Source organism: Thermosipho ferrireducens (genome assembly GCF_017358165.1).
GTDB lineage: Bacteria > Thermotogota > Thermotogae > Thermotogales > Fervidobacteriaceae > Thermosipho_B > Thermosipho_B ferrireducens.
On record NZ_CP071446.1, the window covers coordinates 1733478 to 1759020 of the forward strand.

Genomic DNA, 25543 nt, shown 5'->3' on the forward strand with positions numbered 1-25543 from the left:
AATTCAAAATGAAATATCTTAAAACTCGCTTATCAAATTTACTTTTTCTATAGCTTTCTCTGCAACTAATTTCTTTGTACCTGCCCCTCGTGCAATAAGTTTAAAAACTTTCTCTGAATCTACTACTTTCATACCTGCAAGTATTTTTACTGGAAACACCCCATGAACGAGAGGAGTTGAAGGTCCTACAATAGCCACCCTATCAGTTTTTACGTAATTTAACACCCAATCTATTGTGCCATTCACCACTGAAGAGCCTGTAATAACTACCACGTTGCACTTTGGCAATAAATCAACTATAGCCCAATCCGGAAAGACTGTATCGTCCTTCCTATTCCGATCAAAAATTAAGAGATCCCATACTTTCATCTTCCATGAGGTGACTAATGGTGTTATTTCACCTACCATTCCTACAATATCGTCCATTGTTACTGAAAGATATTCACTTATATCACCTTTTATATAATGCTTTTCTATTTCTTCAACTGAAAATACAGCATTAACACAGGCATAAGCTACTGATCTCAATAAAGGATCGCCAGAGAACAATCCTATTTTAAGCAAATCTATAGCTTTCATTCCAACTTCTACTTTACTTTGAGGATTTCCTTCAACTCCTGTGCATTTGTAAAATTCCTCACATCTTCCAAGAGTATCCTGTTTGTTTGTAAAGCCTATTCCAGTCCTTCCATCACTAAGTTTTACCGCAGTGATTCCTATACCTACAATGAAATCCTCAATTGTTTCGTTTTCAAGATATTCCTGAGCTTTTTTTAAAAGTTTTTCGGAAATCGTACTCACCTGTTTCCCTCCCTTTATTTATCTACCTGTCCTTTTACATAATACCAGAGATATAAATCAAGCTTTCCCAAACACTCACCCAGCTTATTAGATACACCCCTCAATTTCTCTTCGTACATCAAATACTTTTTTTTACTCCATCCTTTAGGAATTTCATTTATCAATCTAAATTTTTTCATAAGCTTTAAAATATGCTTATCAAGTATAGCAATATCACAAAATCCTGCATTTCTCAGAAAATGAGAAGCTTCTTTCCAGCCAATTCCCATAACATTCTTAACCAAAAACTCTCTTGCTTCAAATAAAGGCAAATTGATTATTTTTCGTAATTTTCCAATAATCCATCTATTTTCTACAATGTATTTTGCTCTTGCTTTTGGAAACCGATGTCCTACCTTTCTTAATGCCTCTTCAAGTTCTTCTTCTGAGAACCTTATAAACCCGGAACCTATTTCTTTTTGAGCTTTGATCCCGCCCCTGGCAGTCCAATTTGCCGTCAACACGCAAAAAGAAAGCTCTAAAAACAAATCCTCTTCGCTACCTTTTTTTCCCAGAATTTCAAACTCAGCCCATCGCTCTTCCACTAATGGTTTCGCTTTATCAAAGATGGACTCTATTTCCTGAGAAAATAATCCAACACCATCCATGAATTTATCACTCCTCTGTGAAACAATTATATCATGAGGAGAAATTACAAAATAAAGAAAAATATGATATTTAAATTACTTTAATCGAATATATTTTCCACCTAAATTTGCATATGGCAAAATGTGGACAAATACCTATCCCCCTTGTTTCCCCCATTTAAGCTCTCAAAACTTACTTTATAAAATAAAAAAGACTAAAATCTTTTCTATATAAGCTTTTATTAACCAAAAAATATTCTACAAAAAGTTTTCTCGATTTTTAGTAATCCGCTTTCAGGAAACATCTTATAGTATCAACGTATTATCAAAAGCGATGTCACATCAATTTCTTCAAAACCAACTTTCCTGTAAAGTCTTTTTGCAAAATTATCGTCCGTTACAAACAAAAAAGCTTCTTTATACCCCTTCTTTTGTGCTGTATATAACACCTTTTTTATTAATTTTGTCCCCAACCCCTGTCTTCTGAACTCAGGTAAAACAACCACATCCCCTATAAGAATACCAGAATCGTTTTCCTCAAGAGTAAAAATAAATCCTCTAAACGGATTTTCCAGTTGAAACGATAGTTCTTTTAGCACATATCCATAATTTCCTCTATCCACTTCTTCAAAAAACTCGTTTAATTCGTAAGGATTTTTCACACCCATTAACAATTTGTCATACCACGGTATCGCTTCGTATATCTCATTCGCATAACTTTCTAACTTTTCAAATCTTAATGGCACGAAGTTTTCTTCAGGTTCTTCAAATAAGTTTCCAAGTTTAATGGACATAAATATTCTATCCAGAATAATGTAATCACTTGAATTGGATTCATAATTAATCTTTTGTTCAAAATTTAAAATAAGCGAATGTTCTGGATAAACTTTTTTAAATTCCCTGGAAAATCTTTTCAGAAATTTTGAAAAATCATGAAACTTTTTTTCAACAACTCTTCCTCCACAGAACCTTTCATGCTTTTTCCACTTTCCTACATGCAACACTATCTCTTCGTCTTCAATCACATAAAGTTTTCCGTTATCTTCTTTAAATTCCATAGTTATCTTCTCCCTGAGCAATATTTTTCATGTTCTCTTATCAAGCTTTGTTAATTTTCTTCCATTCATTTCTCAAAATTCCCATAACGAATATATCATGATATTTACCTTCACGAAAAATTTCTTCCCTCAAAATACCTTCTACTTTAAACCCAACTTTTTCGTATGACTTTATTGCTCTTTTGTTAAAACTGTAAACATCAAGTCTGACTTTGTTTATATTCATTTCATTGAAAATAAAATTTACAAGTACTCTCATTGCATCTGTTCCATAACCTTTGTTCCAGAATGGTTTTCCAAGGAAAATGCCTACAGTTGCTACAGAATTTTTCCAATAAACATTATTAATTCCACACCCACCTATGTATTCCCCATCACTCAAAGTTTCTATTGCAAATGAATACGACTTCTCGCTAAAAGGATTAAGATTTTGATACCATTTTTCTTCATCTTCTTTTCTAAAAGGAAAAGGAATACCAGGCGTCAAACACTTTTTCACTTCAGAATCGTTAATATACTCCAAAACTTTTTCCAGATCATCCTTACTATATGCTCTTAACCTTACAAGTTTACCTTTTAACATTTTATCACCCCCAAATAATTTCAATTACGTTTAATTTAGCTATCTGATCACCCAAAAATCATTCATGGATTCCTGAGAACTTTTCAAAACCTCTAAAACAACTTTTACTTTTCCTGCCTTCAACATCTTTTTTATAACACTCAACACAAATCTTATCCCTAACATGATAACACCTCCCCGTTAACTGAAACCAAAATTATTATATCATATACCAAATATTTTTGTCAATAACTAAAAATATTTTTTAGATAGTAATATTTTTTTGGATGAGGAAATAAAAAAAGTCGCGGCATCTGCCGCGACTTCACATATATTCAAGGTCTTTCTATCTTAACTGCTTAAATAGTAATTATTATACTCTTCTCTTATTAACCGCGGAAAGATGCCGTATAGTTTATATTTAATTTCCTTTATTATCTTTGTATCTACTGTCATTCTTACCCCTCCTTTTCTCATTTCACCATTAAAAACTTTTAATATATCGGATAATTTAAATTAATATGTTAGTATTCTCCCATAGAGTTTTTCTTTTGTCAACACTTTGAACGTTACTATTAGATTATTTAATGTTTACACCAAATAAAAAAGGCCACATTTTGTGTGGCCTTTTTAGCATAATAATATTAATCTTAAAATTTTTAAACATTTTCAACAGCAGTTTCAAGTTTTTTCTCAATTTCTTTTGCTATTTCAGCCACCTTTGCATTATCACTTACCATCATTGCAGCTGTCGGTTTTATCGCAGCCACAACTGTTTTATCACCTTTTTCATATACTACAATATTACAGGGCAAAAGCAATCCAATAGTTTCTTCTTCGGTAAGAGCCTTATATGCATTTTGTGGATTACACGCGCCAAGAATTGCATATTTTTTAAAGTCAATTCCAAGTTTTTCTTTAAACTTTTCATCAATATCTATGCGGGTTAAAATACCAAAACCTTCTTTTTTCAATGAGTCTGTAATTTTTGCAATAGCTTCGTCGAATCCGTACTCAGTTTCTTTTAAGATTGCGTATTTCATGCAAATCACTCCTTTCGTTTTTAACCCCCCTACCCCCGGTTATATTTATTTTACCACAAAAACACCAATAAAAACAAGTTCACAATCTATAAATTTATGTATTTGTTTTCAACTAACGTTAAAAAAATCGTTTTTACTAAATATAGATAGGCTCGATAATCCTCGCAATTTTTTATTAAATAAGTTATAATTACTTCGACAGTATTGGAGGGGAGGGATTTATGTGTACGATGCAATAATTATCGGTGGAGGTCCTGGAGGTTATGTGAGCGCTATAAGACTTTCCCAGCTTGGTAAAAAAGTCGCCTTAATAGAAAAAAGTCTTATTGGAGGAACGTGCACAAATGTAGGGTGTATACCCACAAAAGCTATTTTAACAGCTGCTCATTTGTACACAGATATAAAAGAAAAAGCAAAGAAATTTGGTATAAATGTTGAGAATGTAGGTTTCGACCTCTCCGGAATCATGAAACACATGTCAAAATCCGTTACTATGTCCAGAAAGGGAATAGAATATTTATTAAAAAAGAATAACGTGGATCTGTATTATGGAAAAGCTATCATAAAAGATACCACACACGTTTTAATCGAAAATGAAAATAGAATTATTGAAGGAAGAAATATAGTGCTTGCTCATGGTTCCATTCCAACAATTTTTCCTCCTTTTGACACTGTTCCCAACATATGGACAAGTGATGATGTGTTTAAAATGACTGAACTCCCCGAAAGTATAGCTATAATCGGAGGAGGCGTCATAGGTATTGAGTTTGCGACATTTTTCTCTGCCCTTGGAGTTAATGTAACCATAGTTGAAATTGCAGAACATATTTTACCTTACGAAGACAAGGACGTATCAGAAGAAATAAAAAAGGCTCTCAAAAAAAATAAAGTAAAAATACTCGAGAAAACAAAAGTTGAAAAAATAAGCTTCAACAACAACGAGTATGTTTTAAAAACAACAGGTGAGAATAAAGAGGAAACTATCACAGCTAAAAAAGTATTGGTCGCTGTAGGTAGAAAACCAAACATACCTGATGATGTTAAAGCGTTAGGTCTTAAAATAGAAAGAGGTATTGTAACAGACAAAACATTGAAAACAAGCATAGATAATATTTATGCTATAGGCGATATAAGAGGACAGATCATGCTTGCACACGTTGCTATGTATGAAGGAATAGTTGCAGCACATAATATAGCTGGCGATAAGAAAGAAATGGATTACACAGCAGTACCATCTATAATCTTTTCAAATCCAGAAGTAGCTTCTGTGGGTTTAAAGGAAAAAGATGTTGTAAACCAGGAAGAAATAAAAATATTTAAATTCCCCGTCTCAGCAAACGGACGTGCAAGAACAATGGAAGAACGGATCGGCTTTGCAAAAGTAATAGCTCATAAAGAAACGGGGAAAATTCTTGGATTAACCATAGTTTCTCCATCTGCAACAGATATGATAATGGAAGGCGTTATAGCTATAAAATATGGATTAACGGCTGAACAGTTAGCTGATTCCATACATCCTCACCCGACATTAACTGAAACCTTGTTAGGAGCTTTTGAGGGAATCGAAAATCTCGCAATACATATTTGAACAATAAACCTCCATAAATAATAATAATAAGTGGGGTGTTTTCAAATAAATACACCCCACTTTTATTTTTCAAATAAACGTATTTTACACTTTAAACTTCTCCGCTTTAGCTTCAAGAAGTTCAGAAACCTTTTTCACATTTTCTATTTGTTGTTTAAGTTTTGAAATATGTTCCGTTTGTACGTTAATACTCACGTTTGTTTCAACCATTAATTTAGCTGCACTTTGAATTTGCTTCGTTATATCCTGAACACTTGCTGACATTTCCTGGGCAGAAGCGCTCTGTTCTTCAGAAGCCGCTGCGAGATCCTCCGTTCGTCTTGTCACATCTTCCACCTGTTTTCCTATATTATCAAAAGTAGTTTTGACTGTCTTCATATCCTGGATAAACGCCGAGAAGGATTCTGAAACGTGTTTTGACGCTTCTGCTGTTTCTTTGGAACTGGTTGTGATTTCCTTAAGAGTTACACCTATTTCTTCAGTAGATTTTTTCGTTTCTTCTGCCAATTTTCTGATTTCTTCAGCAACAACTGCAAAGCCTTTACCGGCTTCGCCAGCTCGGGCAGCTTCTATGGCAGCGTTCAATGCAAGCAGATTTGTTTGCTCTGCAACATTGTTAATAGTATCCAGAATTTTGTTTATTGCCCCAACAGATTGCTCCAGAAGGTTAACTTTTTGCGCCATATTTTCAGCTTCTTTATTTACTTTCACAGCCTCAACGACAATATTATCTATAGCCTGTATACCATCTTTTGAAGAATTCATTATCTGGGTCATTGCATTAGAAAGATCAGTAGCAGAATCAGCAACAGATACAGCAAGCTGGGCCACCTGTTGAACATTTGTGTCAATACTTGAAGCTGTTTCTCCAATTGATTGAATATTATCAGTAATTTTGTCTGTAACTTCTTTAAGATAAACAGCTTTTTCATCTAATTTATTGGCATCTTCAGTAATATTAGCCACTGTATCGTAAAGCATTCTGGAATTTTCTTTTAATTTTGTAATGATTTCCTGAAGTTGGTTCAAAAATAAATTAAACCCTTCAGCAAGCTTGCCTATTTCATCTTTTGTAGCCACAGGAAGGCGTCTTGTAAGATCTCCTCCACCACCTGCAAGTTCATTAACAATATCAAGTAAATTTTTAACTGGCTTATACACACCTCTTCTAATAGCGATTATTGAAAATGCTACGATCGCTGCACCTATTAATGTAAAGATCAACTGGATCAATTTTGTTAAATATACTTTTTTCTCTGCATGGTCTTGAAGCAAACCTACCGCTTTGTTCATCTCTGAAAGAAGAAGCTCATTATTAGACTCGATATATTTTATTGCATTGTAGTCTTTCCCGTTAGTTTTTATTACTTCTTCCACAGCTTTTTTTAATGGCTCCCAGAGTTTTATAACTTTTTCTAACTGCACTTTAACATCATCATAAACATTTGCGGGAAGAGTAGCCCAGGTCTTCATTTCAAGATCAAGAGGTACTTTACCCCCGTCTTTTAATCCTTTCAAAGTAATATCAAACACTTTTACCGTATTTTCAAGCTTTTGTTTGTAATTTTTAAATCCCATGTTGAGCATCATTGACTCTTTTGACATCTTTTGAGTAAGCATTCTTTGCCTTCCGGCTAAATTAACAATTAACGCGTCATCTTTTTGTAAATTTGTAATATATAAAGTGGTTAAATAAATTGAAAGGATAAATATCCCAAGTACAACAAGTGGTATTAATAATTTTGTCATTAAATGTTTCATACTATCCCTCCCTGTATTTTCACATTCTTTTACAATTATATCACACAATGAAAAAATAATTGTCACATAATTATCCATAGTCCTAACAAAAGAGATGGCGAGGATTAGCAAGGCTTGTCCTGAGCACGAAATGCGAAGGAGCTTACGAGAGTTAGCGAGAGTTGGCGAGGTTGGCAAAAAGACAAGATTCTTCACATTCGTTCGGAATGACAATAAGGAGAAGATCCTTCGTCACTTCGTTCCTCAGGATGACGTTCCTTTCATTCAGGATGACAAGAAAGAAAATGTCATTCCGAGGAGCAGATGCGACGAGGAATCTTATGATTAGCGAGGGTTAACGAGTTTAGTAAAAAATAACAGATACGTTCAAAAATTCTGCCTCAAAATCACAAAATTTTGATTTTAGCATTTTCCTGCTTAAATTTTCCGCGAAATGCATTTTCTTTTAACATTAAATGCGAATCAAGATCGTGAAATACAAATGCTCCTGTTCCAAGTGCAATATTAACACTTTGATTTATACCCAGACTTGATTCTCCCATACATCCTATCATAAGCTGGAGATTTGCTGTCTTTGTCATTTCAATAATTGCAAGAGCATCTGATATACCTGATTTCATAAGTTTTATGTTAATAAAATCCACAGCCTCTTCCTTTATTAATCTATAAACATCATATTTACTTCTTGCGCTTTCATCAGCTGCAACAGGATACGTTGAATTAAACCTGATATATTTTAATCCTTCAATATCACTTGCCACGACAGGTTGTTCAAAAACCGAGATGTCAATTCCTCTTCTGTAAAGCACTCTTGCAAATTCTATTGCCTGCTTTGGAGTATATCCCATGTTAGCATCCACTATGTATTTTGCTCCTTTAGTTTCTTTCGCTATTTCTCCGACCACTTCTATATCTTTTCTCAAATTTTCTCCCACTTTGATTTTGATTACATTAAACCCTTCTGAAAAAATTTTCTTAGCTTCTTTTACCATGTTTTCGATAGTATCCATTCCAACTGTTCTATCTGTTTCGATTTCTTCTTTTAACCCACCAAGAAGATAATACACAGGAGTTTCAATTTCTTCTGAAAATGCGTCAAGCACTGCGTACTGTACTCCCGCTTTTACACTGGGTGTTGAAAAAAATCTGTCAAGTACTTCGAATATTTTTCTATATTCTTTTACATCCATCCCAATAATACTTTCTTTTACCGCTTCTTCAAGTTTATAAAGCGCTTCAACCTTTTCACCATTAACCCTGAATGAAGGAGATATCTCACCATATCCCTTAACACCTGCATCAGTTTCTATAACTACCTCTATGTTAGTGGAACTTTCTGAAATGCTTCCTGTAATATGGAAAGGTTTATAATATTCGTAAGTTCTTAATTTAAATTCCACATTCACAATCTTGCTCATTATTTCACCTCCGAAAAATTTTGTATTTTTATAGAGTAACTAAATTTGTCATAATAAATATTTTCGTATTCCGTTTCAATCTCACCCACTTGATTATCATACGGATCTGAACGCCAGAATTTCTTTTCAGGATAAAATGGTTCCATAAGCTCAACGTTAGCAACCATTCGAAAACCATCAAGATTTCCAAAATAAAAATTTCTCATTTTAGCATATTGTTTTCTTGCCCCACCAAAGGATAAATCTGCTGGCAACCACCCGTAAGGATTTATATAAAACAATGCCCAATCATGCGGAGAAGCAAGATATTTGTTTATAAACCATCCCGATTGCCATCTTGCAGGGATACCAGCGATCCTGCACATTGTAATAAATAACAATGCTTGAAAGCCACAATCTCCTTTTAAATTTGTCGCGACAAATTCTGGAATTGTTTCGTAAGTCGCATATGGTCGAACATAAGAATAGCTAACATTTAAAGTGATCCAATCATATATCAATTTTGCTTTTACATATGGATTCTTTTCATTTTTGATTATTTCACCTGTAAGATGTTTAAGGTATGGCGTAAAAACAATGTGAGGTGGTTTTTCAACTAAATATTTTTCGACAGATTCTGGAATATCTTCTTTTACTTTCTCAGACTCTACTTTGTTAATCCATTCTCTTATTTCATACTCAAATTCCACATAAAATTCTTTTCTGGATTTTAGTTTATCTTCAAAATAAATAGTTTTCTGAGGAGATGTTTCAGGTGATATCTTATAATTTTTATGACTCGTAGAAATTACTTTTGCATTTGATATTTGGAAGCCATCTTTTGGAATAGGCAACCATACTTTTATTGTCTTACCAGAAATTTCATTGTAATCAGGAAATACATTAATTCTTGCACGAACTTTATATTGTTTTGGTTTTCCACCCTTAAGTAAAGCTTTCAATCTGTTGTTTAACAGCCTTCTTGATTGTTCAACTTCCTTTTTTACCACAACTTGTTTTCTATAATTTTCCAATGCAAATCCTATATTTTCTGCAAATCGCTTTTCAAATCGCAGTTGTCCATCAACGTAAATATAATCAAGTTCTCCTTCATACAATAATCTCTCAAAATCAACTTCGGTAAAACCTCTAATCTTATCCCTGGCTATTTTAATTGCATCTTCCAAAGTATGTGGATAATCTATTAAGAGCCGGTTGATACGTTCTTTTTCAAACAACAAGCGATTTTTCAGCAACTCTGGTAAATTTTTTTTGAGCATTTTATCTATTAGCCTTAACGCTTTTCCAAAATTTCCTGAACTTTCTTCTCTCAAAATATTTTCGGGTAGATTTACCGTTAGAAATTCCATATATTATCCCCCCTTTTTTTGATATTAGTTCGGTAAGCGAATTATATTAACTATATTATACCAGATGTTATAATTAAAACAAAAATATTTTTAAACCCACTATTCAACATACAGGGGAAAATATAACAGGATACGAGATTATTGCAGAGTTTTATGAGAAGTTGAAAAAATGGGATCCTCCATGGCGAAGATCCCATTTAAATACATAGAAAATTCTCAACTTACAATTATTAATATACAGAACTTGCTTAGCACTTTTAAGTTCAACCTGACTGTGAAAAAATAGCAAAAAATTATTCCTGAATTTCTATCCAGAGATCATCCATAATATATGGATCAGTATTATTTCCCCCACCAAAAACGTACGCTTTTGGTTCTTTAGATATCGGTCTAAACCTGGATTCTACTCCATCATAATCCCAGCTTGTTATGTATATTTTCCATCCAGAATAATCTTCAGGATTTCCAAGATTATCTCCTTTAACTATTATCTTTATCCAGCCATCTTCAACAATCAATTCTGGAGAACCTACTTGTGTACCGAATTGATTTTTATCTGCATTCTTTGCTGAATATAAAGCGGATGACCATCCAGTTACAAATATTTCGTAATCCCAATCATCTATTTTATAATTCTGAAATGGTAAGTATTTGGCACCTTCTTTTTCAGGGTTATCCAGAAATATTTGATATGTTACGTGATCAAAACCATGTATTGGACTCCAGCTTTTTGTTATTTCCCTTGGCTTTATATAAATTACCAATGTAGGACCTATCGCCTGAACTCTGGCTCCCAGTATATCCATTTGCCTCTTAAAAGTCGGATCGGTAGGATACACATATGTCCCCTTTGGCCCATGATCATCATCTTTTGGGTCAATGACAAATGCTAAATCTCTTACTTCAAGACTTACTAAAAAACTTATCTCATCAGTGTAAAGTACGTCTTTCAAAGACTTTCCTCTGGCTTTTATGAGCAGAATATGCTTTCCGGGATCAAATCGCAATGGATCTATAACATATTCAAATTTTCCATCCTTTACCTCTAATTTTATTTTGTTATTATACTTTCTATCAAGATATATATAAACATATTTTGCATTTGTTTCTCCAGTTAAAACAAATTTATCATCTATTGACATTCCATCTTTTAAATTGACTTTCACAAACAGATTACTCGTTCTTACAGATCTTTTTTCATTTGAAACTTCATACACTGTTACACTTTTTCCAGGTATAGTAGTAATCAATTCTCCGTTTCCTTTTACAACAAGTTTTGTTGTTTTTCCTTTCACATTGAATATTGGAGTTAGCACTGTACCGGCTTCAAATTCTGTCTTTATTTTGGCGATTTTTACATCTTCAGCTGTGTTTAATACAACAACAAGTTTTTCATTATCATCTTCTAAAGAATATGCTAAAACACCTGCTCCACGTTCTTCGTAAATCAATGCTTTTACTTTTCCATATCTTGTTGCTGTATGTTTTTTTCTAAACGATATCAGTTCAGAAATAAATTTGTACATATCACTGGTTTTATCAAAATGGTTTATTCCTCCTGAACCCCATCCGTTTTCAAACATGGAAGCTCTTGTCTCTTCAAAATATTGCTCCGTTCCATAATACACAACAGGCATTCCTGGTAACGTCATTAAAACCGTTAAAGCCATCTTTGTAACTACGGGAATTGTTCCTTTACCAAAACGCTCCATATCATGATTATCTATAAATGTTACCAACAACCCTTTTTTTAAAGTTTCATTTCTGCGTTCAATTCTATATGCAAGGTATTGTGTCGGTTGTCCTCCTTTTATTACCCTCTTTATTTCTTCATTCAACGGAAAATCGAGCATAGCATTAAAGCCTGTATCAAAGTACGTTTCTATTTCCTTTTCCGCAGAGTCATCCATTGGTTTTGACGTCAACCAGACTTCTCCAAAAGAAATAAAATTATCTTTTTGTGCATATATTCCATCTTTACTTAAAAAGAAATCTTTCCAGAAATCTTTTGGTACATACATTGCGGTATCAACTCTAAATCCATCTACTCCTACCTGTTTAATCCAGTATTTATAAGAATCTTTTAAAGCTTTTCTTACCTCAGGATTTTCTGTATTTAAATCATCAAGACCGGAAAGTTGATAATTAAGTTTTTGATTTTTATCCGAAAAGTCATTAATATCAGGTGTCCAGTGATAAATTGCTTTCTTTCTCACTTCGGGTTTGGTATAATCATTTAAATTAAAAGGGTATTGAGTTGGAGCATTTGTGGGAACACTTCCAGTATTCAACTCAAATTTTCCATTCTTAAACCTAAAATAATTTCCCACATGATTAACCACAATGTCTTGAATCAAGACCATATTATTTCTATGTAATTCCTCTGAAAGCTTTTTATAAATTTCTAAATCTCCAAAATGTTCATCTACTTTTTTAAAATCACGCGCCCAATATCCGTGATATCCCCCATAATGTACCCAGGGATCCCACCACTGGTTCGCAACTGGCGGAGTAATCCAGATTCCATCAAACCCCATTCCCTTTATATATTCCAGCTTCTGCAATATTCCTTCTAAATCACCTCCACTGTATTTTGCCCCATCCCCTGGATTATACTCATTCATCCCCTGATCATTGTTAGAAACGTTTCCATCGTTAAACCTATCAATCATTATAAAATATAGTACCTTGTCCTGCCAATTACCAAAGATAATTGCAGTTAAAAGTAACAGAATCACCAAAAACAAAAATTTTTTCATAAAGACCACCTCCTGATAAAAAGTAAAACTTATTATTTGAAAATCAACGGCCTAAAATATTCGCCTTGCTTTCTGTAAAGTTCTATATTTAATTTTTCTATGAACAGTTCCACTGTATTGCAAACGGTACCACTGAACAGATGCCCTCCTATTACTTTTTTATCATATCCTGAAAATGAAACATGAATATGTGGAAAAATTCCATTGTCTTTCAAAGAAATGTTTCCACTCATAGTTAATAGCTCATATGGTTCCTTGAAAAAATCTTTCTCATATTCTTTTGTATTAACGTTAAACCACCCAAGATTAAATTCTCTCATCATACCTATACCACTCATGTAAAAGTCAAGATAAAAATGCATAAAAAAGGGAAAATAATAATGGACAAAAAAAGTATTATTGCTTAGAAGAATTAGAGAAAAATTCGAGTTTTTCCTTTAATCTATATGATTCACCTTTAATTGAAATTACGTGGGAATGATGCAGTAGTCTATCCAGGATTGCTTGAGCCAGGACAGGGGATCCAAATATTTCACTCCACTCTGAAAACGGTGTATTGGTTGTTATTATCGTTGAATGTTTTTCATATCTTTTTGAGATTAACTGGAAGAATATATTTGCACCATCTTTATCTATTGGTAAATATCCTATTTCATCTATTATTAATACTTTGTATTTTGCAAAATGTTTTAGTCTTACTTCTAATCTATTTTCTTTTAAAGCCTTTTTCAATTGAGCTATTAATTCTTGAAAATGTATAAAATATGTTGAGTATCTATGTTTTGCACATTCAATTCCCAATGAAACAGCAAGATGCGTTTTACCAACTCCTGGAGTACCTACAAATAATATATTTTCATTATTTTCCACAAATCTTAAGCTTTTTAAATCTAAGATTTGTTGTTTATTTATTCCAGGTTGAAAATCAAAGTCAAAATCTTCTATTCCTTTCAAAAAAGGAAAATTAGCAACTTTTACCATTGAAGCAATAGCTCTTTTTCTCTTTGCTTTTAACTCTAATTCACTTAATTCATATAATGCTTCTACTATGCTTTTTTCTTCATTATTTATAAGGGTTATATATTTATCCAGATTATTTTTCATATTTACCAGATTCAATTCTTCCAGATTGTTTTGTAATTTTATATAAACATTCATACATTTCCCTCCTGCAAGAATTTATCCAGATTTTTTAAATTATTCTCACATACTTCTTTTAATTCTTCGCCGCTTTTTATATGCTTTCTCATTAATGCCATATAATGGTTATTAAGATAATTAATTTTTTTACCTGTTATTTCGTGTACTGCTATTAACTCTGTGATATAATACACATAGATGTAGTTCTCATTGATTTTTAAATTAACTATTTTTCCTATGTATTCTGGTGGAACGGAGTATTTATTCCCTTTGTAGTATATCAATGAATCTTTTTGGACTTTAACTTTGACAGAATAATCTACATATGATTCAATGATATGTCTTTTTGGTAGTGGGAATAAATACTCCTTTTCTTTTTGAAACAACAACAGTGGTGGAACATTAGTTGCTTGATTTATTCGTGTGTTGACTTTTTTATTTATCCTTCTGATTATATCCTTTAATTCTTCCTCACTTTCAAAAGCGTAATTATATGCTAATAACCAATTTAAAAATTTATTTGCTGATTCTACTTTCCCTTTGGTATATGAGTGCTTTGGCTTACATAATTTAATTTTAAACCCAAAATCTTTCGCAAAAGCTTTCATCTTGTTGTTTATTTTTCTACCGTTTTCGGTAATATCTACAACAGATTTCATATTGTCGAATAGTATTTCTTGAGGAACACCACCTGTAGCTTTAAATGCGTTGATTAAACATTCAAAAATATCTTGTTGTGTTTTGCTTTGTCTGTATTCAAAGTAACAGTATCTTGAATATCCCAATTTGTAATTAAATACATTTACTACAAATTCTTCACCACTTTTTGAATGTAATCTCATATTTTCTTTCCAATCCACTTGAGCTTGAATACCAGGTAAAGTTTCAAACCTCGGATGTCCTTTAGAATTCTTCTCAGCTCTCAACCCCTTCCTTTTTACATATTTCCTAAAGTTCGAATATGTTCCAATTACATCTCCTTCTTCATCTCTCAATCTTTCATATGCCGCTCTAATTGTAATTCCTTTAATTGACATTAACATCGCTATTTTTTCAAAATATTTATCCAGCTTACTGGGTTTGTTTCTAGTTTTAGGCTTTCCCTGATAACCTTCCCAATACTTCTTTACAGTTCTTCTATCTATCCCATATATCCTTGCTAGTTCAGAAAAGTTAGGTTTCAAATTCATCCCCCTTAACATTTGCAAATGTTGTTTGATTTTCTCCATCTTTGGTATCCCTCCTCCCAAAGGAAGGATACCATTTATGTACATTTTTGTGCATTTTTATTTTCCTCTTTTTGTCCATTTGTATTTTACCATTTACACACTCATTACAACTCCAGATTTTAAATCAACTTCTTTTAAAACCTTTACCAGCGTTTCAAAGAAATCCTCTCCATCATCAAATCTTACAAAAAGGATATTATCTTTAAATGTATAAACCATTCTCTCACCCTCTCTAAAATATTTTTACATCACTAAAATATAATATAACATACATATTGTAAATCTGGCGAGATTGGCGAGGTTAGCGAGAGTTGGTAAAAAGACAAGATCCCTCACATTCGTTCGGAATGACAATAAGGAGAAGATCCTTCGTCACTTCGTTCCTCAGGATGACATCCCCCTCGTCATTTCATTCCTCGGGATGACAAGAAGAAGGGTGTCATTCCGAACCCGAAGGGTGAGGAATCTTATAATTGGCAAGGCCTGTCCTGAGCACGAAGTGCGAAGGATTTGGCGAGATTAGCGAGAGTTGGCGAGGCTTGTTCTGAGGAATGTAGTGATGAAGGATTTTGCAAGGTTAGTAAAAAGAATCGGAATGACAGAGAAAAAAGATGTCATTCCGAGGAACTGAAAGGCGAAAAACTTTATAATCAGTAAGAGGTGGCAATATTATCCAAGTATCTTTATCACAAGCACCTCTGCTTCATCACTACCAACATTTTTTACACTGTGCAAAATATTTTTAGGAAATTCAATCATTTCATTTTTTTCTAATCTTGCAAGTTCACCATTAATTTCCACCTCTACAATCCCGGATAAAACATAAAGTATTGCATCAACATCGCTCTTGTGAGCATGCAAAAGAGCTTCAGGTTTCAATTTTATGTGAACCATTTGAATAGAATCATTCTCAAAAAACCTCGTACCAACGACTTTTTCATTACTTAAAATTGGTTCTTTACCCCTGTAAGAATAAACATTTATCATTTTCTCACCTCCAGTTTAATTATAACTTTTATTTAGTCTTTAACAATATAACTTTTGTTACAAAATTTATCGAATACTATTTGGATAAACTGTGAAAAGATAGTAAACTATATTTGAAAGGTGGTGATACAGTGATTTTTGAGCTTGCAAAAAATAGAAAAACTATCAGAAAGTTTAAAAAAGATAACCCTCCAATCGAAGATTTGATATACGCTATTGAATGCGCAAAAGAAGCGCCATCTGGAATGAACTCTCAGCCATGGATTTTTGTTATTATTAGAAATGAAAAACTAAAGCGAAAAATTAGAGAAATATGCGAAAGAAATGAAAAAAGTTTTTATCAAACTGCGAAAGGACCACTCAAAGAGTTTCTTTTAAAGAACAATATTAACTGGAAAAAAGAATTTTTGACACAAGCTCCATACCTTATCGCAGCATTTTCATATATAAAAGCTCCATTTGCAAAAGAATCGCTATGGATCTCTATAGGCTATATTTTATTAGCTCTTGAAGAAAAGGGATTATCCACAGTAACATATACTCCTTCAGATCCGAAAGAAATTTCAAAAATTTTAAATACACCAGCAGAATACAAACTTGAAGTTATATTACCAGTAGGATATTCAGCAGATAACAAAAAAAAATGTAAAAGAAAAAATGTTAATGAAATTATCTTTTTTGATAACTTTGTTGGAGGTGAATAATATGTATATTTTTGTGGATTATGATGGAACTTTAGTAAAAACCCCTGAGGAAGATTTTACCAAACTATACTTCTACGAACTAAGTAAAAAGTCCGGTATTTCTCCTGAACATATTGCAACACTTGTTATGGGAACTATAAAAGAAATGGCTCAAAATCAGGATGGTCAAAAAACACTATATGAAGATTTCGTTGAACGTCTCATAAAAAAAGATACACGTGGGAGAAAATACTGGATAGAGCTCTTTGAAGACTTTTATAATAATGAATTTTTAAAAATCAAAAAATTTATACAACCAAATCACGAGCTAATCGATTCAATTAAACAAACAACACGACAAATTATTTTCGCTTCCAATCCATTGTTCCCAAAAATAGCTGTGGAAAAACGAATTGGTTTTGTAGGCCTCACTCCTCAAAACTTTGTATACATCGCCTACATGGAAAACTCCCACTATTTCAAACCAAATCCAAAGTTTTTCGATGAAATACTTAAAAAGTTAAACTTAAATCCATCAGAGTGTATAATGATAGGAGATTCTGAAGCAGATATGGCATCTGAAAAAGTTGGAATCAAATTTATTCATGTCTCAAACGTTGAAGAATGGAAAAAATACTTTTAAAACAAATCCCCCTGTCAAAGGGGGATTTTTGTAAATATCATTTGTTATTATTCACCATCTATTGCCTCTCATCATTGAACCCGGGTAATTATATCCGTATCCCATCATCCATCCACCTGAATGGCATGGCATATCATCGTAATCAAAACCGCTTCTCTCATACCACATTCCAGGACCCCATGATCTGTTTTCAGAAAAGCCGTATCTAAAAAGATTTCTGTACGGCATTTTTATTGTAACACCGTTTACTGTAGCGCCAAAAGCAACTTTAAATGTTTCATCATTAAATGAAACTCCTCTAACGTTAAGTTCCACTTCCATACCCGGTTTTAATTCAAAAAATCTCCAGATAGGCCCAGCAACTATTTCCACATCTCCTGAATCTGTTGTAACCGTTATTATCGCACCGGGCATAGTTCCAGGTTCAATTACAACATTTTTTATAGTACCGGCAACAACTTCTTCCTCTTCACTAATCTGAACATTCTGAGGTAACTGTTCAACTGGCCTTCTGCTTACCCATCCTCCTGCAAATAAGATTCCTGTTATAATCGCTCCCAGAAATATAATAGTTAAAATCCTCTTCCTCATACTTTCTACCTCCTTATAATTAAGTTTGCATTTTAATTGTACTTTTAAAACCTTTGAAGGTCTTTAAAGATTCCTTAGAGTTTGCTTAGAACAACTTCTTCCCCATTTTCCCGGAACAAATCTTGTTAATTTCAATAATTTTGCCATTTTTTGCAACTTAAATTTGCACTTTCAACCAAGCTAAAAGTCATGTAATTATATTGTAATTGTATTGTGATATAATATATACACATTGCGCTTAAAACCACCAAAGAAAGGAGGGGGATATATGAAAAGTATAGTAAGTAAATTCATAGTAATTCTTTTAATAGTGATAACTGTGATCGTAACTGTGGTCTTTTTCTCAAGTTATTTTGGTCTGGAACGTGTATTTGAAAAGTACCTGATGAGAGGATTTGTCGACTCTGTTTATACTGTTCTGGAAAAACTTTATGAAGCTGAATCAAAGGGTGAAATCTCAAAAGCACAGGTTAAACAGGAGATTATCTCATTTTTAGAAAAATTTAGATATGAAAATGGGAAAAATTATGTATGGATAAATGACACCAATGGAAATATTATTTATCATCCTTCGATTAAAGGCAATCAATTAAACCTTCAGGATAAACAGGGAAAATATATAATTAAAGATCTTATCAATGTTGTGGTAAAAAATGGTGAAGGTACAATAGAATATTACTGGACAAAATTAAATGATACAAAGTTATATAAAAAAATATCTTATGGAAAACTATTCAAACCCTACAACTGGATAATTGCCACGGGTATTTACTCAAGTGATTTGAAAGCTGCTGCCAATCAAGTACTTATCCCTATTATGTACACAACCCTGGCAGCTTCCATAATAGTAATAAGTGTAATATTCTTCCTGGGAAAAAATATTAGAAAAGAAACAAAGGAAATAGAAGATTTTATAGAAAGTGTCGCATCTGGCAATTTAACAGAAGATTTACACGTAAAACGTAACGATGAATTTGGAAGAATAACTCTCCACATCAAAGAAATGACCAAAAAATTAAGGGAGAATATTCAAAGCATACAAACAACTTCAGAATTATTAGAAGATCATTCAAAAAAGCTTTCAAAATCTTCTCTGGAACTGTCTTCAGTAGGGGAGACAACAAATGATAAAGTATCAGAAATAAATGAAAATATTCAAAACATTTCTGCATCAGTAGAAGAAATTAATTCTTCGACTGAAGAAGTTGCCTCAAGCATACAGTTAATATCAAACGTAGTTCAAGAATTGTTGAAAAATTCTAATATGGTGTTGGATGCTGCATCCAAAGGTAAGGAAATTCTCCTCAAAGTAGATTCAATGGTGGAGAAAAACGCAGAAATGGCATCTAAAACTCAGAATATAGTAGAAGAATTAATAAAAAGGACAAAAAATATTGGTGAAGTTATCCAGACCATAAATACTATTTCTGAGCAAACTAATTTGCTGGCTTTAAACGCAGCTATAGAAGCTGCAAGAGCCGGGGAAGCTGGAAAAGGCTTTGCAGTAGTAGCAGACGAGATTAGAAAATTAGCTGAAGATAGTAAAACAGCCACGCAAAACATTATAGACATACTTGAAGAAGTTCAAGAATACACAAAAATGACCTCTGACTTTTCACAACAAACTGTGGAAAATACTCTGGAAACAAGAAACAAATCTTCAGAAGCAGAGAAAGAATTCTTAAATATAATTTCTGAAATAGAAAACATTGTAAAAATGGTAGACGATTTATCGGCTACTACACAGGAACAAAGTGCGGCTGCTGAGGAAATATCAACAGCTATTAACTCAGCTGCAAAAGCAATAACCAGTGTTGCAGAAGATATAAACGAAATAGTCTCATTAACAAAGAAACAATACAACTTCTCAAATACGGTAGACACAGCGGCAAAAGAACTATTAAAATTATCAACGTCACTGGCTGAAATAGCCCACAAATTTAAAACATAACAAAACGGCTCCTTAAAAGGAGCCGTTTTGTCGCCTTCGAAACAATTAAATTGTTGCAAGCATAACGGCTTTTATAGTATGTTTTCTGTTCTCTGCTTCATCCCACACTCTACTCTGGTTGCCCTCAATAACTTCAAATGTTACTTCTTCACCTTTCACAGCGGGGAGGCAGTGCATGAATATTGTCTCTCTTTTCCCTGTTTTTTTCATCACATTTTCGTTTACCTGATAAGGAGAAAGTAATCTTCTTCTTTCTTCTGCTTTACTCTCTTCCCCCATTGATGCCCATACATCTGTATAAATTACATCTGCACCTTTTACCGCTTCATCCACATTGTCAGTAAACTCAATTACTGCACCCGTGTCTTTTGCAACTTCAAGACACTTTTCCACGAGTTTTCCTTCTGGCCTTAACTCTTTTGGAGAACAAATCACATAATGAAGGCCCATTTTTGCCGAACCTATCATTAACGAGTTCGCCATATTGTTTCTACCATCACCCATAAAAACCATCTTTATTCCACGGAGTTTGCCAAAATTTTCCTCTATTGTCATAAGATCAGCCAGAACCTGAGTGGGGTGATAAAGGTCCGTTAAAGCGTTATAAACAGGAACTCCTGAATACTTTGCAAGAATTTCTACTGTTTCCTGTTTAAACCCTCTGAACATTATAGCATCTACCATTCTTCCAAGAACCCTTGCTGTGTCTTCAATTGATTCTTTCGCACCAAGTTGAATGTCCTGGACAGAGAGGAATAAAGGATGCCCCCCTTCCTCACCAAAAGCTGTCTCAAAAGCCACCCTTGTCCTTGTAGAGCGTTTTTCAAATATCATAGCAAGAGTTTTACCAACAAATCGCTGGTGGATTATCCCGGAACGACTGTCTGCCTTACAGGTTTTTGATATCTCCAAAAGATATCCTATTTCATCTGGAGTAAAATCAAGAAGTGTAAGTAAAGAACGCCCCTTTAAATTCATTCCCATAAAAGTTCCCTCCTTCTTTAATATATAAGTCCAAAAACGAAGCGGGGAATATCCCCGCTCATCGATTATTTAAACTTTCATAAAAGTCCTTTCTTTTGCAAAAATTCTTTCAAAATATCTTCAAGATTTGGTTTACCAATTTCCTGAAGTTCATAAGTTACTCTGACAGCCGGTTTATTAAGGTTGGTTACCCTTCTTAAATCAATAGGCGTGCCAATGATAACAAGATCAGCTTCTGCTCTATTTATGGTCTCCTCGAGTTCTTTCATCTGTTTTTCACCATAACCCATTGCAGGAAGTATTCTATCAAGATGGTTATATTTCTTATATGTATCAATTATTGAACCTACAGCGTATGGTCTTGGATCAATAATTTCAGCTGCTCCAAACTTTTTCGCTGCAACATATCCCGCACCATATCTCATTTCACCATGTGTTAGCGTTGGTCCATCTTCAACAACCAATACTCTTTTGCCTTTAATTGCTTCTGGATCTTCTACAAAAATAGGTGAAGATGCATCAACCACTATAGCATTCGGGTTCCATTTTTCTATGTTCTTTCTTACAATCTCTATTCCTTCAATATTAGCTGTTTCTTCTTTGTTTATAACTATTACATCGGCCATTAAAAGATTTGCCATTCCTGGATAATACGCTATTTCATGACCTGCCCTGTGTGGATCTACAACTGTTATAAGTAAATCCGTTTTGTAGAATGGGAAGTCATTATTTCCACCATCCCAGAGTATAATATCCGGATTCTCTGCTTCTGCAGCTCTTAATATTGCTTCGTAGTCAACACCTGCATAAATTACACTTTTTCTGTCTATATGAGGTTCATATTCTTCTCTTTCTTCGATTGTACATTTGTACTTGTCGAGATCAGCATAGTCTGCAAATCTTTGAACTTTTTGCTCAACAAGATTTCCATATGGCATAGGATGTCTTATTGAAATAACCTTCTTTCCAAAAGCTCTCAAAATGTCGAGAACTCTTCTTGTTGTCTGACTCTTTCCACAACCAGTTCTTATGGCACATATGGAAATTACAGGTTTGGTGGACTCAACCATTGTGTTTCCTGGACCCATTAATTTAAAATCAGCCCCAGCAGATAGAACCGTTTCAGCTTTTTCCATCACATACTGATGAGGAAGGTCACTATAAGCAAGTATTACTTCATCAACTTCATATTTTTTGATAAGTTCTACGAGCTTTTCCTCAGGTTCAATAGGAATTCCGTTTGGATAAAGTTCTCCAGCAAGTTCCGCTGGATAAACTCGTCCTTCAATATCTGGAATTTGTGTGGCGGTAAATGCAACTACCTCATAATCAGGATTGTCTCTAAAATACGTATTGAAATTATGAAAATCTCGTCCAGCTGCTCCCATTATAATAACTTTTTTCTTTGCCATCGTTGCACCTCCTAAATCTTAAAATTATAATAGCATTATTCAGACAATAAAAGTATATCTAAAAATTTTGAAGTTATCAACCAACCTTTTTAGAAATTAAACTTTTTTATACACTTTATACTTTTTTATACTTTTTTATGCATAAGTATGCATAAGTATGCGTGTGGACATTAAATCTGGCGAGGTTAGCGAGTGTTGGCTCCCACTCATGTCATTTCGAACCCAAAGGGTGAGGAATCTTAATTTAGCAAGGGCTACTAAAAGATAAGATCCCTCGCATACGCTCGGGATGACAGAAAACAGCAAGCGTTAACATTTCCCCAGCATGTCATTCCGAGGAGCGGGGAGGCGAGGAGTCTCATGATTAGCAAGTGTTGACAGGGTTAAAGCTGAAAAATGACAGATAATTTGAAACAATAAACATAAAATTTTGCTATTTTAAACCATGTTTGAAAGTATTCACCATTATTTCGACTTCATCTGTAATAATATAATCAACCGGGATGTTGTTGATAATATCTTTATCATTAACCGTCCACAAAACTATCTTTTTATGTAATCGCTTGAAAAAATCGGCTAATTTAAAAAACAGATCTTTATTGTAGTGCAATAACTCAACGGGAATATGTGCACTGTAAATTTCTTCCGGGGAAAATAAATCTTCAAGGGTATCCATAGTGATATTAAAATGTCTCTCATCAAACAAGTATCCAAATTTTTCACCTTTATACACTTTAGAAAGTCCTTTAATTAATTCATGCTCAAAGGAACTGAAAATTACAAATTCAGACAAATTATAATCCCTAACAAGTTTTACTGCACTATCACCTGCTTCAACATCTTTTAACTCTATATTTATTATTTTTCCCTTCGGCAAAACTTCTAACACTTCAAAAAGTGCAGGCACAGATGCTTTACTTTTTATCTCATTGAATAAAGATTTTTTTATGTGTATCTCCACACCAAAAACTCTTTTTAAATTTTCATCATGTGATATTACAAGTACATCATCTTCAGTTTTCCATACATCAAGCTCTACACCATCAGCACCTAATCTAACTGCTTCTTTGAACGATTTTAAAGTATTTTCTGTATATTTTTTTGGATAGCCTCTATGACCTAAAATATACATTCATCTCACCAGACCTTTGTCCTAATTTTTTCATTGCTTACGCTCTTTGAATTAAGCCTCAATTCATGCTAACCCTTTAACCCGCTGCTTACTAAACTCTTAACAAATAAATTCTGTATCAGGAAAAACACCAATAAAGTCGGTGCAAGCACAATCATGGTACCTGCCATTATCGTTCCCCAATTATTAGCCGCTTCCGCGTCTATTAACATTTTTACACCTATCTGAGCAGTTTTCATTTTATCTTCCATTGTAATTACCAGCGGCCATAGGTACATGTTCCATGCGTAAACAAAATTGATCATCGCAGCTCCTCCAATCATCGCCTTGGACAAAGGTAATAACACTTTTATAAGATATTGCATAGAAGTTGCTCCGTCAATCCGGGCAGCGTCACTTAATTCTTGAGGAATTGTTCTAAAATGTTGCCTCATCAAGAAAGTATTTGTGGCACTTGCAGTAAATGGTATTATAAGAGCCAAATAAGTATTTACCCATCCAAGACTTTTCATAAGTAAAAATAGAGGAACTATCATTACTGTCTCTGCAGGTAAAAATAAAGTAATAAACAAAGTAGAAAAAGCTACCTTTTTCCCTTTAAAATTAAAATTTGCAAATGCATAACCTGCAAGAACACCTGTTATTAATTTTCCCAGTGTAATAAAAATTGCTACTATAGCAGAATTTAAAAGCATCCTGCCAAGTGGAACCAGCTTTAATGCCTCTCTATAGTTCTCCCAATAAAAACTGCTTGGAATTACTTTTGGAGGAAAACTAAAGACCTCAGCTGGTTTCATAAAGCTCATTAAAAATGCCAGGAGTATTGGAGCAAACATGACAAATGTAATAACAATCAGAAGAATCTCGGAAATTATAAAGTAAACTTTATTTTTTCTCCTCACAATTATCACCTCACTGATAATGAACGCCTTTTTCTACAAATCTAAAATACAAATACGTAATAACAGACATAACCCCAAACATAACTACAGACTCTGATGCTGCGAGACCGTTATCCTGAAAAGCAAAGCCATCAAGATATAATCGATAAATCATTGTTGTCGTACTACCCAAAGGTCCTCCTCGAGTCATTATATCAATAATACCAAATGATGAAAACATAGTTGTTGTAAAATTCATGATGAATAAATAAAAGGTTATAGGCGTAACAAGTGGGAACTTTATCTTCCACATTCTGGTCCACCCACTTGCACCATCCAGCATAGAAGACTCTAAAATAGACTCTGGAATGTTTTGAAGAGCTGCTATATAAAAAATCAAATCGAAAGGCAACATTTTCCAGACAGTTGCCGCTATAAGTGCGATCATTGCGTATGGAACAGTGGTTAACCAATCCACATTTATATTAAATATTACTTGAAATAAGTAACTCACAAGTCCAGCTGTTGGAGTAAAAAGCATCGCCCACAACGTGGCAGAAATAGCAGGAGAAACTGCATAGGAGGAAAACATCAAAGTTCTAAATATCCTTGTTCCCGGAATATTTTGAACCAACAATTGAGAAATCAAAAAAGCTAAAAATATTGTTATTCCAACACTTGAAAATGAATATATAAAAGTTGTTCTTAGTACTTTGTAATACTCACTATCTGTGAACAAATCAATATAATTATCCAGTCCAACAAAAATAGACCTGTCTCCGAAAAACGATTCTTGAAAAAAACTCAGCTTGAACGAGCTGAAAGCTGGAAAGTAAATAAAAAATATAATAATTACAAAAGTTGGTATCAAAAGAATATAAGGTGTTAATCTTCTCAAACAACACACCTCCTAATTGTTTAAATGCGCCCCGGAAGGGGCGCTAT

Annotated in this window: 25 protein-coding genes; 4 read left to right on the forward strand and 21 right to left on the reverse strand. The window is 33.5% G+C overall.

Going from position 1 to position 25543, the window contains the following annotated elements; all coding sequences use genetic code 11:
• Window positions 1-18 precede the first annotated feature (18 nt).
• The 6 genes from JYK00_RS08490 to JYK00_RS08510 form a co-directional block, all read right to left on the reverse strand.
• A complete protein-coding gene (locus JYK00_RS08490; RefSeq protein ID WP_207566475.1) occupies window positions 19-801 on the reverse strand; it encodes a Rossmann-like domain-containing protein in 783 nt (260 codons plus the stop codon).
• A 14-nt stretch (window positions 802-815) separates the two neighbouring features.
• Complete coding sequence (locus JYK00_RS08495) at window positions 816-1448, reverse strand: N-glycosylase/DNA lyase (protein WP_207566476.1); 633 nt, start codon at window positions 1446-1448, stop codon at window positions 816-818.
• A 293-nt stretch (window positions 1449-1741) separates the two neighbouring features.
• Window positions 1742-2485 carry a GNAT family N-acetyltransferase gene (locus tag JYK00_RS08500; protein ID WP_207566477.1) on the reverse strand — a complete coding sequence of 248 codons (744 nt, stop codon included), beginning with the start codon at window positions 2483-2485 and terminating at the stop codon, window positions 1742-1744.
• A 40-nt stretch (window positions 2486-2525) separates the two neighbouring features.
• Window positions 2526-3068 carry a GNAT family N-acetyltransferase gene (locus tag JYK00_RS08505; protein WP_207566478.1) on the reverse strand — a complete coding sequence of 181 codons (543 nt, stop codon included), beginning with the start codon at window positions 3066-3068 and terminating at the stop codon, window positions 2526-2528.
• Between the two features lie 39 nt (window positions 3069-3107).
• Window positions 3108-3233, reverse strand: coding sequence for a hypothetical protein (locus JYK00_RS09840; protein WP_266097017.1), 126 nt, complete (start codon window positions 3231-3233; stop codon window positions 3108-3110).
• A 473-nt stretch (window positions 3234-3706) separates the two neighbouring features.
• Window positions 3707-4090 (reverse strand): DUF302 domain-containing protein, encoded by a 384-nt coding sequence (locus JYK00_RS08510; protein ID WP_207566479.1) that lies wholly within the window; start codon window positions 4088-4090, stop codon window positions 3707-3709.
• Between the two features lie 223 nt (window positions 4091-4313).
• On the opposite strand from JYK00_RS08510, the gene lpdA reads away from it, so the two are divergent.
• Complete coding sequence (gene lpdA / locus JYK00_RS08515) at window positions 4314-5678, forward strand: dihydrolipoyl dehydrogenase (RefSeq protein WP_207566480.1); 1365 nt, start codon at window positions 4314-4316, stop codon at window positions 5676-5678.
• A gap of 84 nt (window positions 5679-5762) precedes the next feature.
• On the opposite strand, the gene JYK00_RS08520 is transcribed toward lpdA, so the two are convergent.
• From JYK00_RS08520 to JYK00_RS08555, 9 genes are all read right to left on the reverse strand, one after another.
• The gene (locus tag JYK00_RS08520; protein WP_207566481.1) at window positions 5763-7439 is read right to left on the reverse strand and encodes a methyl-accepting chemotaxis protein; all 1677 of its coding nucleotides are present in this window, start codon (window positions 7437-7439) and stop codon (window positions 5763-5765) included.
• Between the two features lie 386 nt (window positions 7440-7825).
• Window positions 7826-8857, reverse strand: coding sequence for an L-Ala-D/L-Glu epimerase (locus JYK00_RS08525; protein ID WP_207566482.1), 1032 nt, complete (start codon window positions 8855-8857; stop codon window positions 7826-7828).
• On the reverse strand, window positions 8857-10206 hold the full coding sequence (locus JYK00_RS08530; RefSeq protein WP_207566483.1) for a transglutaminase-like domain-containing protein: 1350 nt from the start codon (window positions 10204-10206) through the stop codon (window positions 8857-8859). Before JYK00_RS08530 ends, JYK00_RS08525 begins: the two co-directional genes overlap by 1 nt.
• Before the next feature lie 293 nt (window positions 10207-10499).
• Window positions 10500-12965 (reverse strand): alpha-amylase family glycosyl hydrolase, encoded by a 2466-nt coding sequence (locus JYK00_RS08535; RefSeq protein ID WP_207566484.1) that lies wholly within the window; start codon window positions 12963-12965, stop codon window positions 10500-10502.
• A gap of 32 nt (window positions 12966-12997) precedes the next feature.
• Entirely contained in the window at window positions 12998-13327 is a 330-nt protein-coding gene (locus JYK00_RS08540; protein WP_323128244.1) for a PPC domain-containing DNA-binding protein, read from the reverse strand.
• A 34-nt stretch (window positions 13328-13361) separates the two neighbouring features.
• Window positions 13362-14123 carry an IS21-like element helper ATPase IstB gene (gene istB / locus JYK00_RS08545; RefSeq protein ID WP_207566088.1) on the reverse strand — a complete coding sequence of 254 codons (762 nt, stop codon included), beginning with the start codon at window positions 14121-14123 and terminating at the stop codon, window positions 13362-13364.
• Window positions 14120-15334 carry an IS21 family transposase gene (istA, locus tag JYK00_RS08550; RefSeq protein ID WP_207566283.1) on the reverse strand — a complete coding sequence of 405 codons (1215 nt, stop codon included), beginning with the start codon at window positions 15332-15334 and terminating at the stop codon, window positions 14120-14122. The genes istB and istA overlap by 4 nt, the downstream gene beginning before the upstream one ends.
• A 93-nt stretch (window positions 15335-15427) precedes the next feature.
• Complete coding sequence (locus tag JYK00_RS09800; protein WP_228288152.1) at window positions 15428-15553, reverse strand: DNA-binding protein; 126 nt, start codon at window positions 15551-15553, stop codon at window positions 15428-15430.
• A 450-nt stretch (window positions 15554-16003) separates the two neighbouring features.
• Window positions 16004-16321, reverse strand: coding sequence for a cupin domain-containing protein (locus JYK00_RS08555; protein WP_207566486.1), 318 nt, complete (start codon window positions 16319-16321; stop codon window positions 16004-16006).
• 131 nt (window positions 16322-16452) lie between these two features.
• On the opposite strand from JYK00_RS08555, the gene JYK00_RS08560 reads away from it, so the two are divergent.
• Complete coding sequence (locus JYK00_RS08560) at window positions 16453-17025, forward strand: nitroreductase family protein (protein WP_207566487.1); 573 nt, start codon at window positions 16453-16455, stop codon at window positions 17023-17025.
• A 1-nt stretch (window position 17026) separates the two neighbouring features.
• Complete coding sequence (locus tag JYK00_RS08565) at window positions 17027-17647, forward strand: HAD family hydrolase (protein ID WP_207566488.1); 621 nt, start codon at window positions 17027-17029, stop codon at window positions 17645-17647.
• A 51-nt stretch (window positions 17648-17698) separates the two neighbouring features.
• Here JYK00_RS08565 and JYK00_RS08570 read toward each other — a convergent pair whose 3' ends face one another.
• Window positions 17699-18238, reverse strand: coding sequence for a hypothetical protein (locus tag JYK00_RS08570; RefSeq protein ID WP_207566489.1), 540 nt, complete (start codon window positions 18236-18238; stop codon window positions 17699-17701).
• A 268-nt stretch (window positions 18239-18506) separates the two neighbouring features.
• Between JYK00_RS08570 and JYK00_RS08575 the strand changes: the two genes are divergently transcribed.
• Window positions 18507-20189 (forward strand): methyl-accepting chemotaxis protein, encoded by a 1683-nt coding sequence (locus tag JYK00_RS08575; protein WP_207566490.1) that lies wholly within the window; start codon window positions 18507-18509, stop codon window positions 20187-20189.
• Window positions 20190-20234: 45 nt separating this feature from the next.
• On the opposite strand, the gene argF is transcribed toward JYK00_RS08575, so the two are convergent.
• The 5 genes from argF to JYK00_RS08600 all read right to left on the reverse strand — a co-directional run bounded on the left by argF (window position 20235) and on the right by JYK00_RS08600 (window position 25496).
• Window positions 20235-21173, reverse strand: a complete 939-nt coding sequence (argF, locus tag JYK00_RS08580) for an ornithine carbamoyltransferase (protein WP_207566491.1) — start codon at window positions 21171-21173, stop codon at window positions 20235-20237.
• 77 nt (window positions 21174-21250) lie between these two features.
• Entirely contained in the window at window positions 21251-22585 is a 1335-nt protein-coding gene (locus JYK00_RS08585) for a cyclic 2,3-diphosphoglycerate synthase (protein WP_207566492.1), read from the reverse strand.
• A gap of 433 nt (window positions 22586-23018) precedes the next feature.
• On the reverse strand, window positions 23019-23717 hold the full coding sequence (locus tag JYK00_RS08590; protein WP_207566493.1) for a glycerophosphodiester phosphodiesterase family protein: 699 nt from the start codon (window positions 23715-23717) through the stop codon (window positions 23019-23021).
• Window positions 23718-23785: 68 nt separating this feature from the next.
• Window positions 23786-24619 (reverse strand): carbohydrate ABC transporter permease, encoded by an 834-nt coding sequence (locus JYK00_RS08595; protein WP_207566494.1) that lies wholly within the window; start codon window positions 24617-24619, stop codon window positions 23786-23788.
• Window positions 24620-24629: 10 nt separating this feature from the next.
• On the reverse strand, window positions 24630-25496 hold the full coding sequence (locus JYK00_RS08600; RefSeq protein WP_207566495.1) for a carbohydrate ABC transporter permease: 867 nt from the start codon (window positions 25494-25496) through the stop codon (window positions 24630-24632).
• Between the last annotated feature and the right edge of the window lie 47 nt (window positions 25497-25543).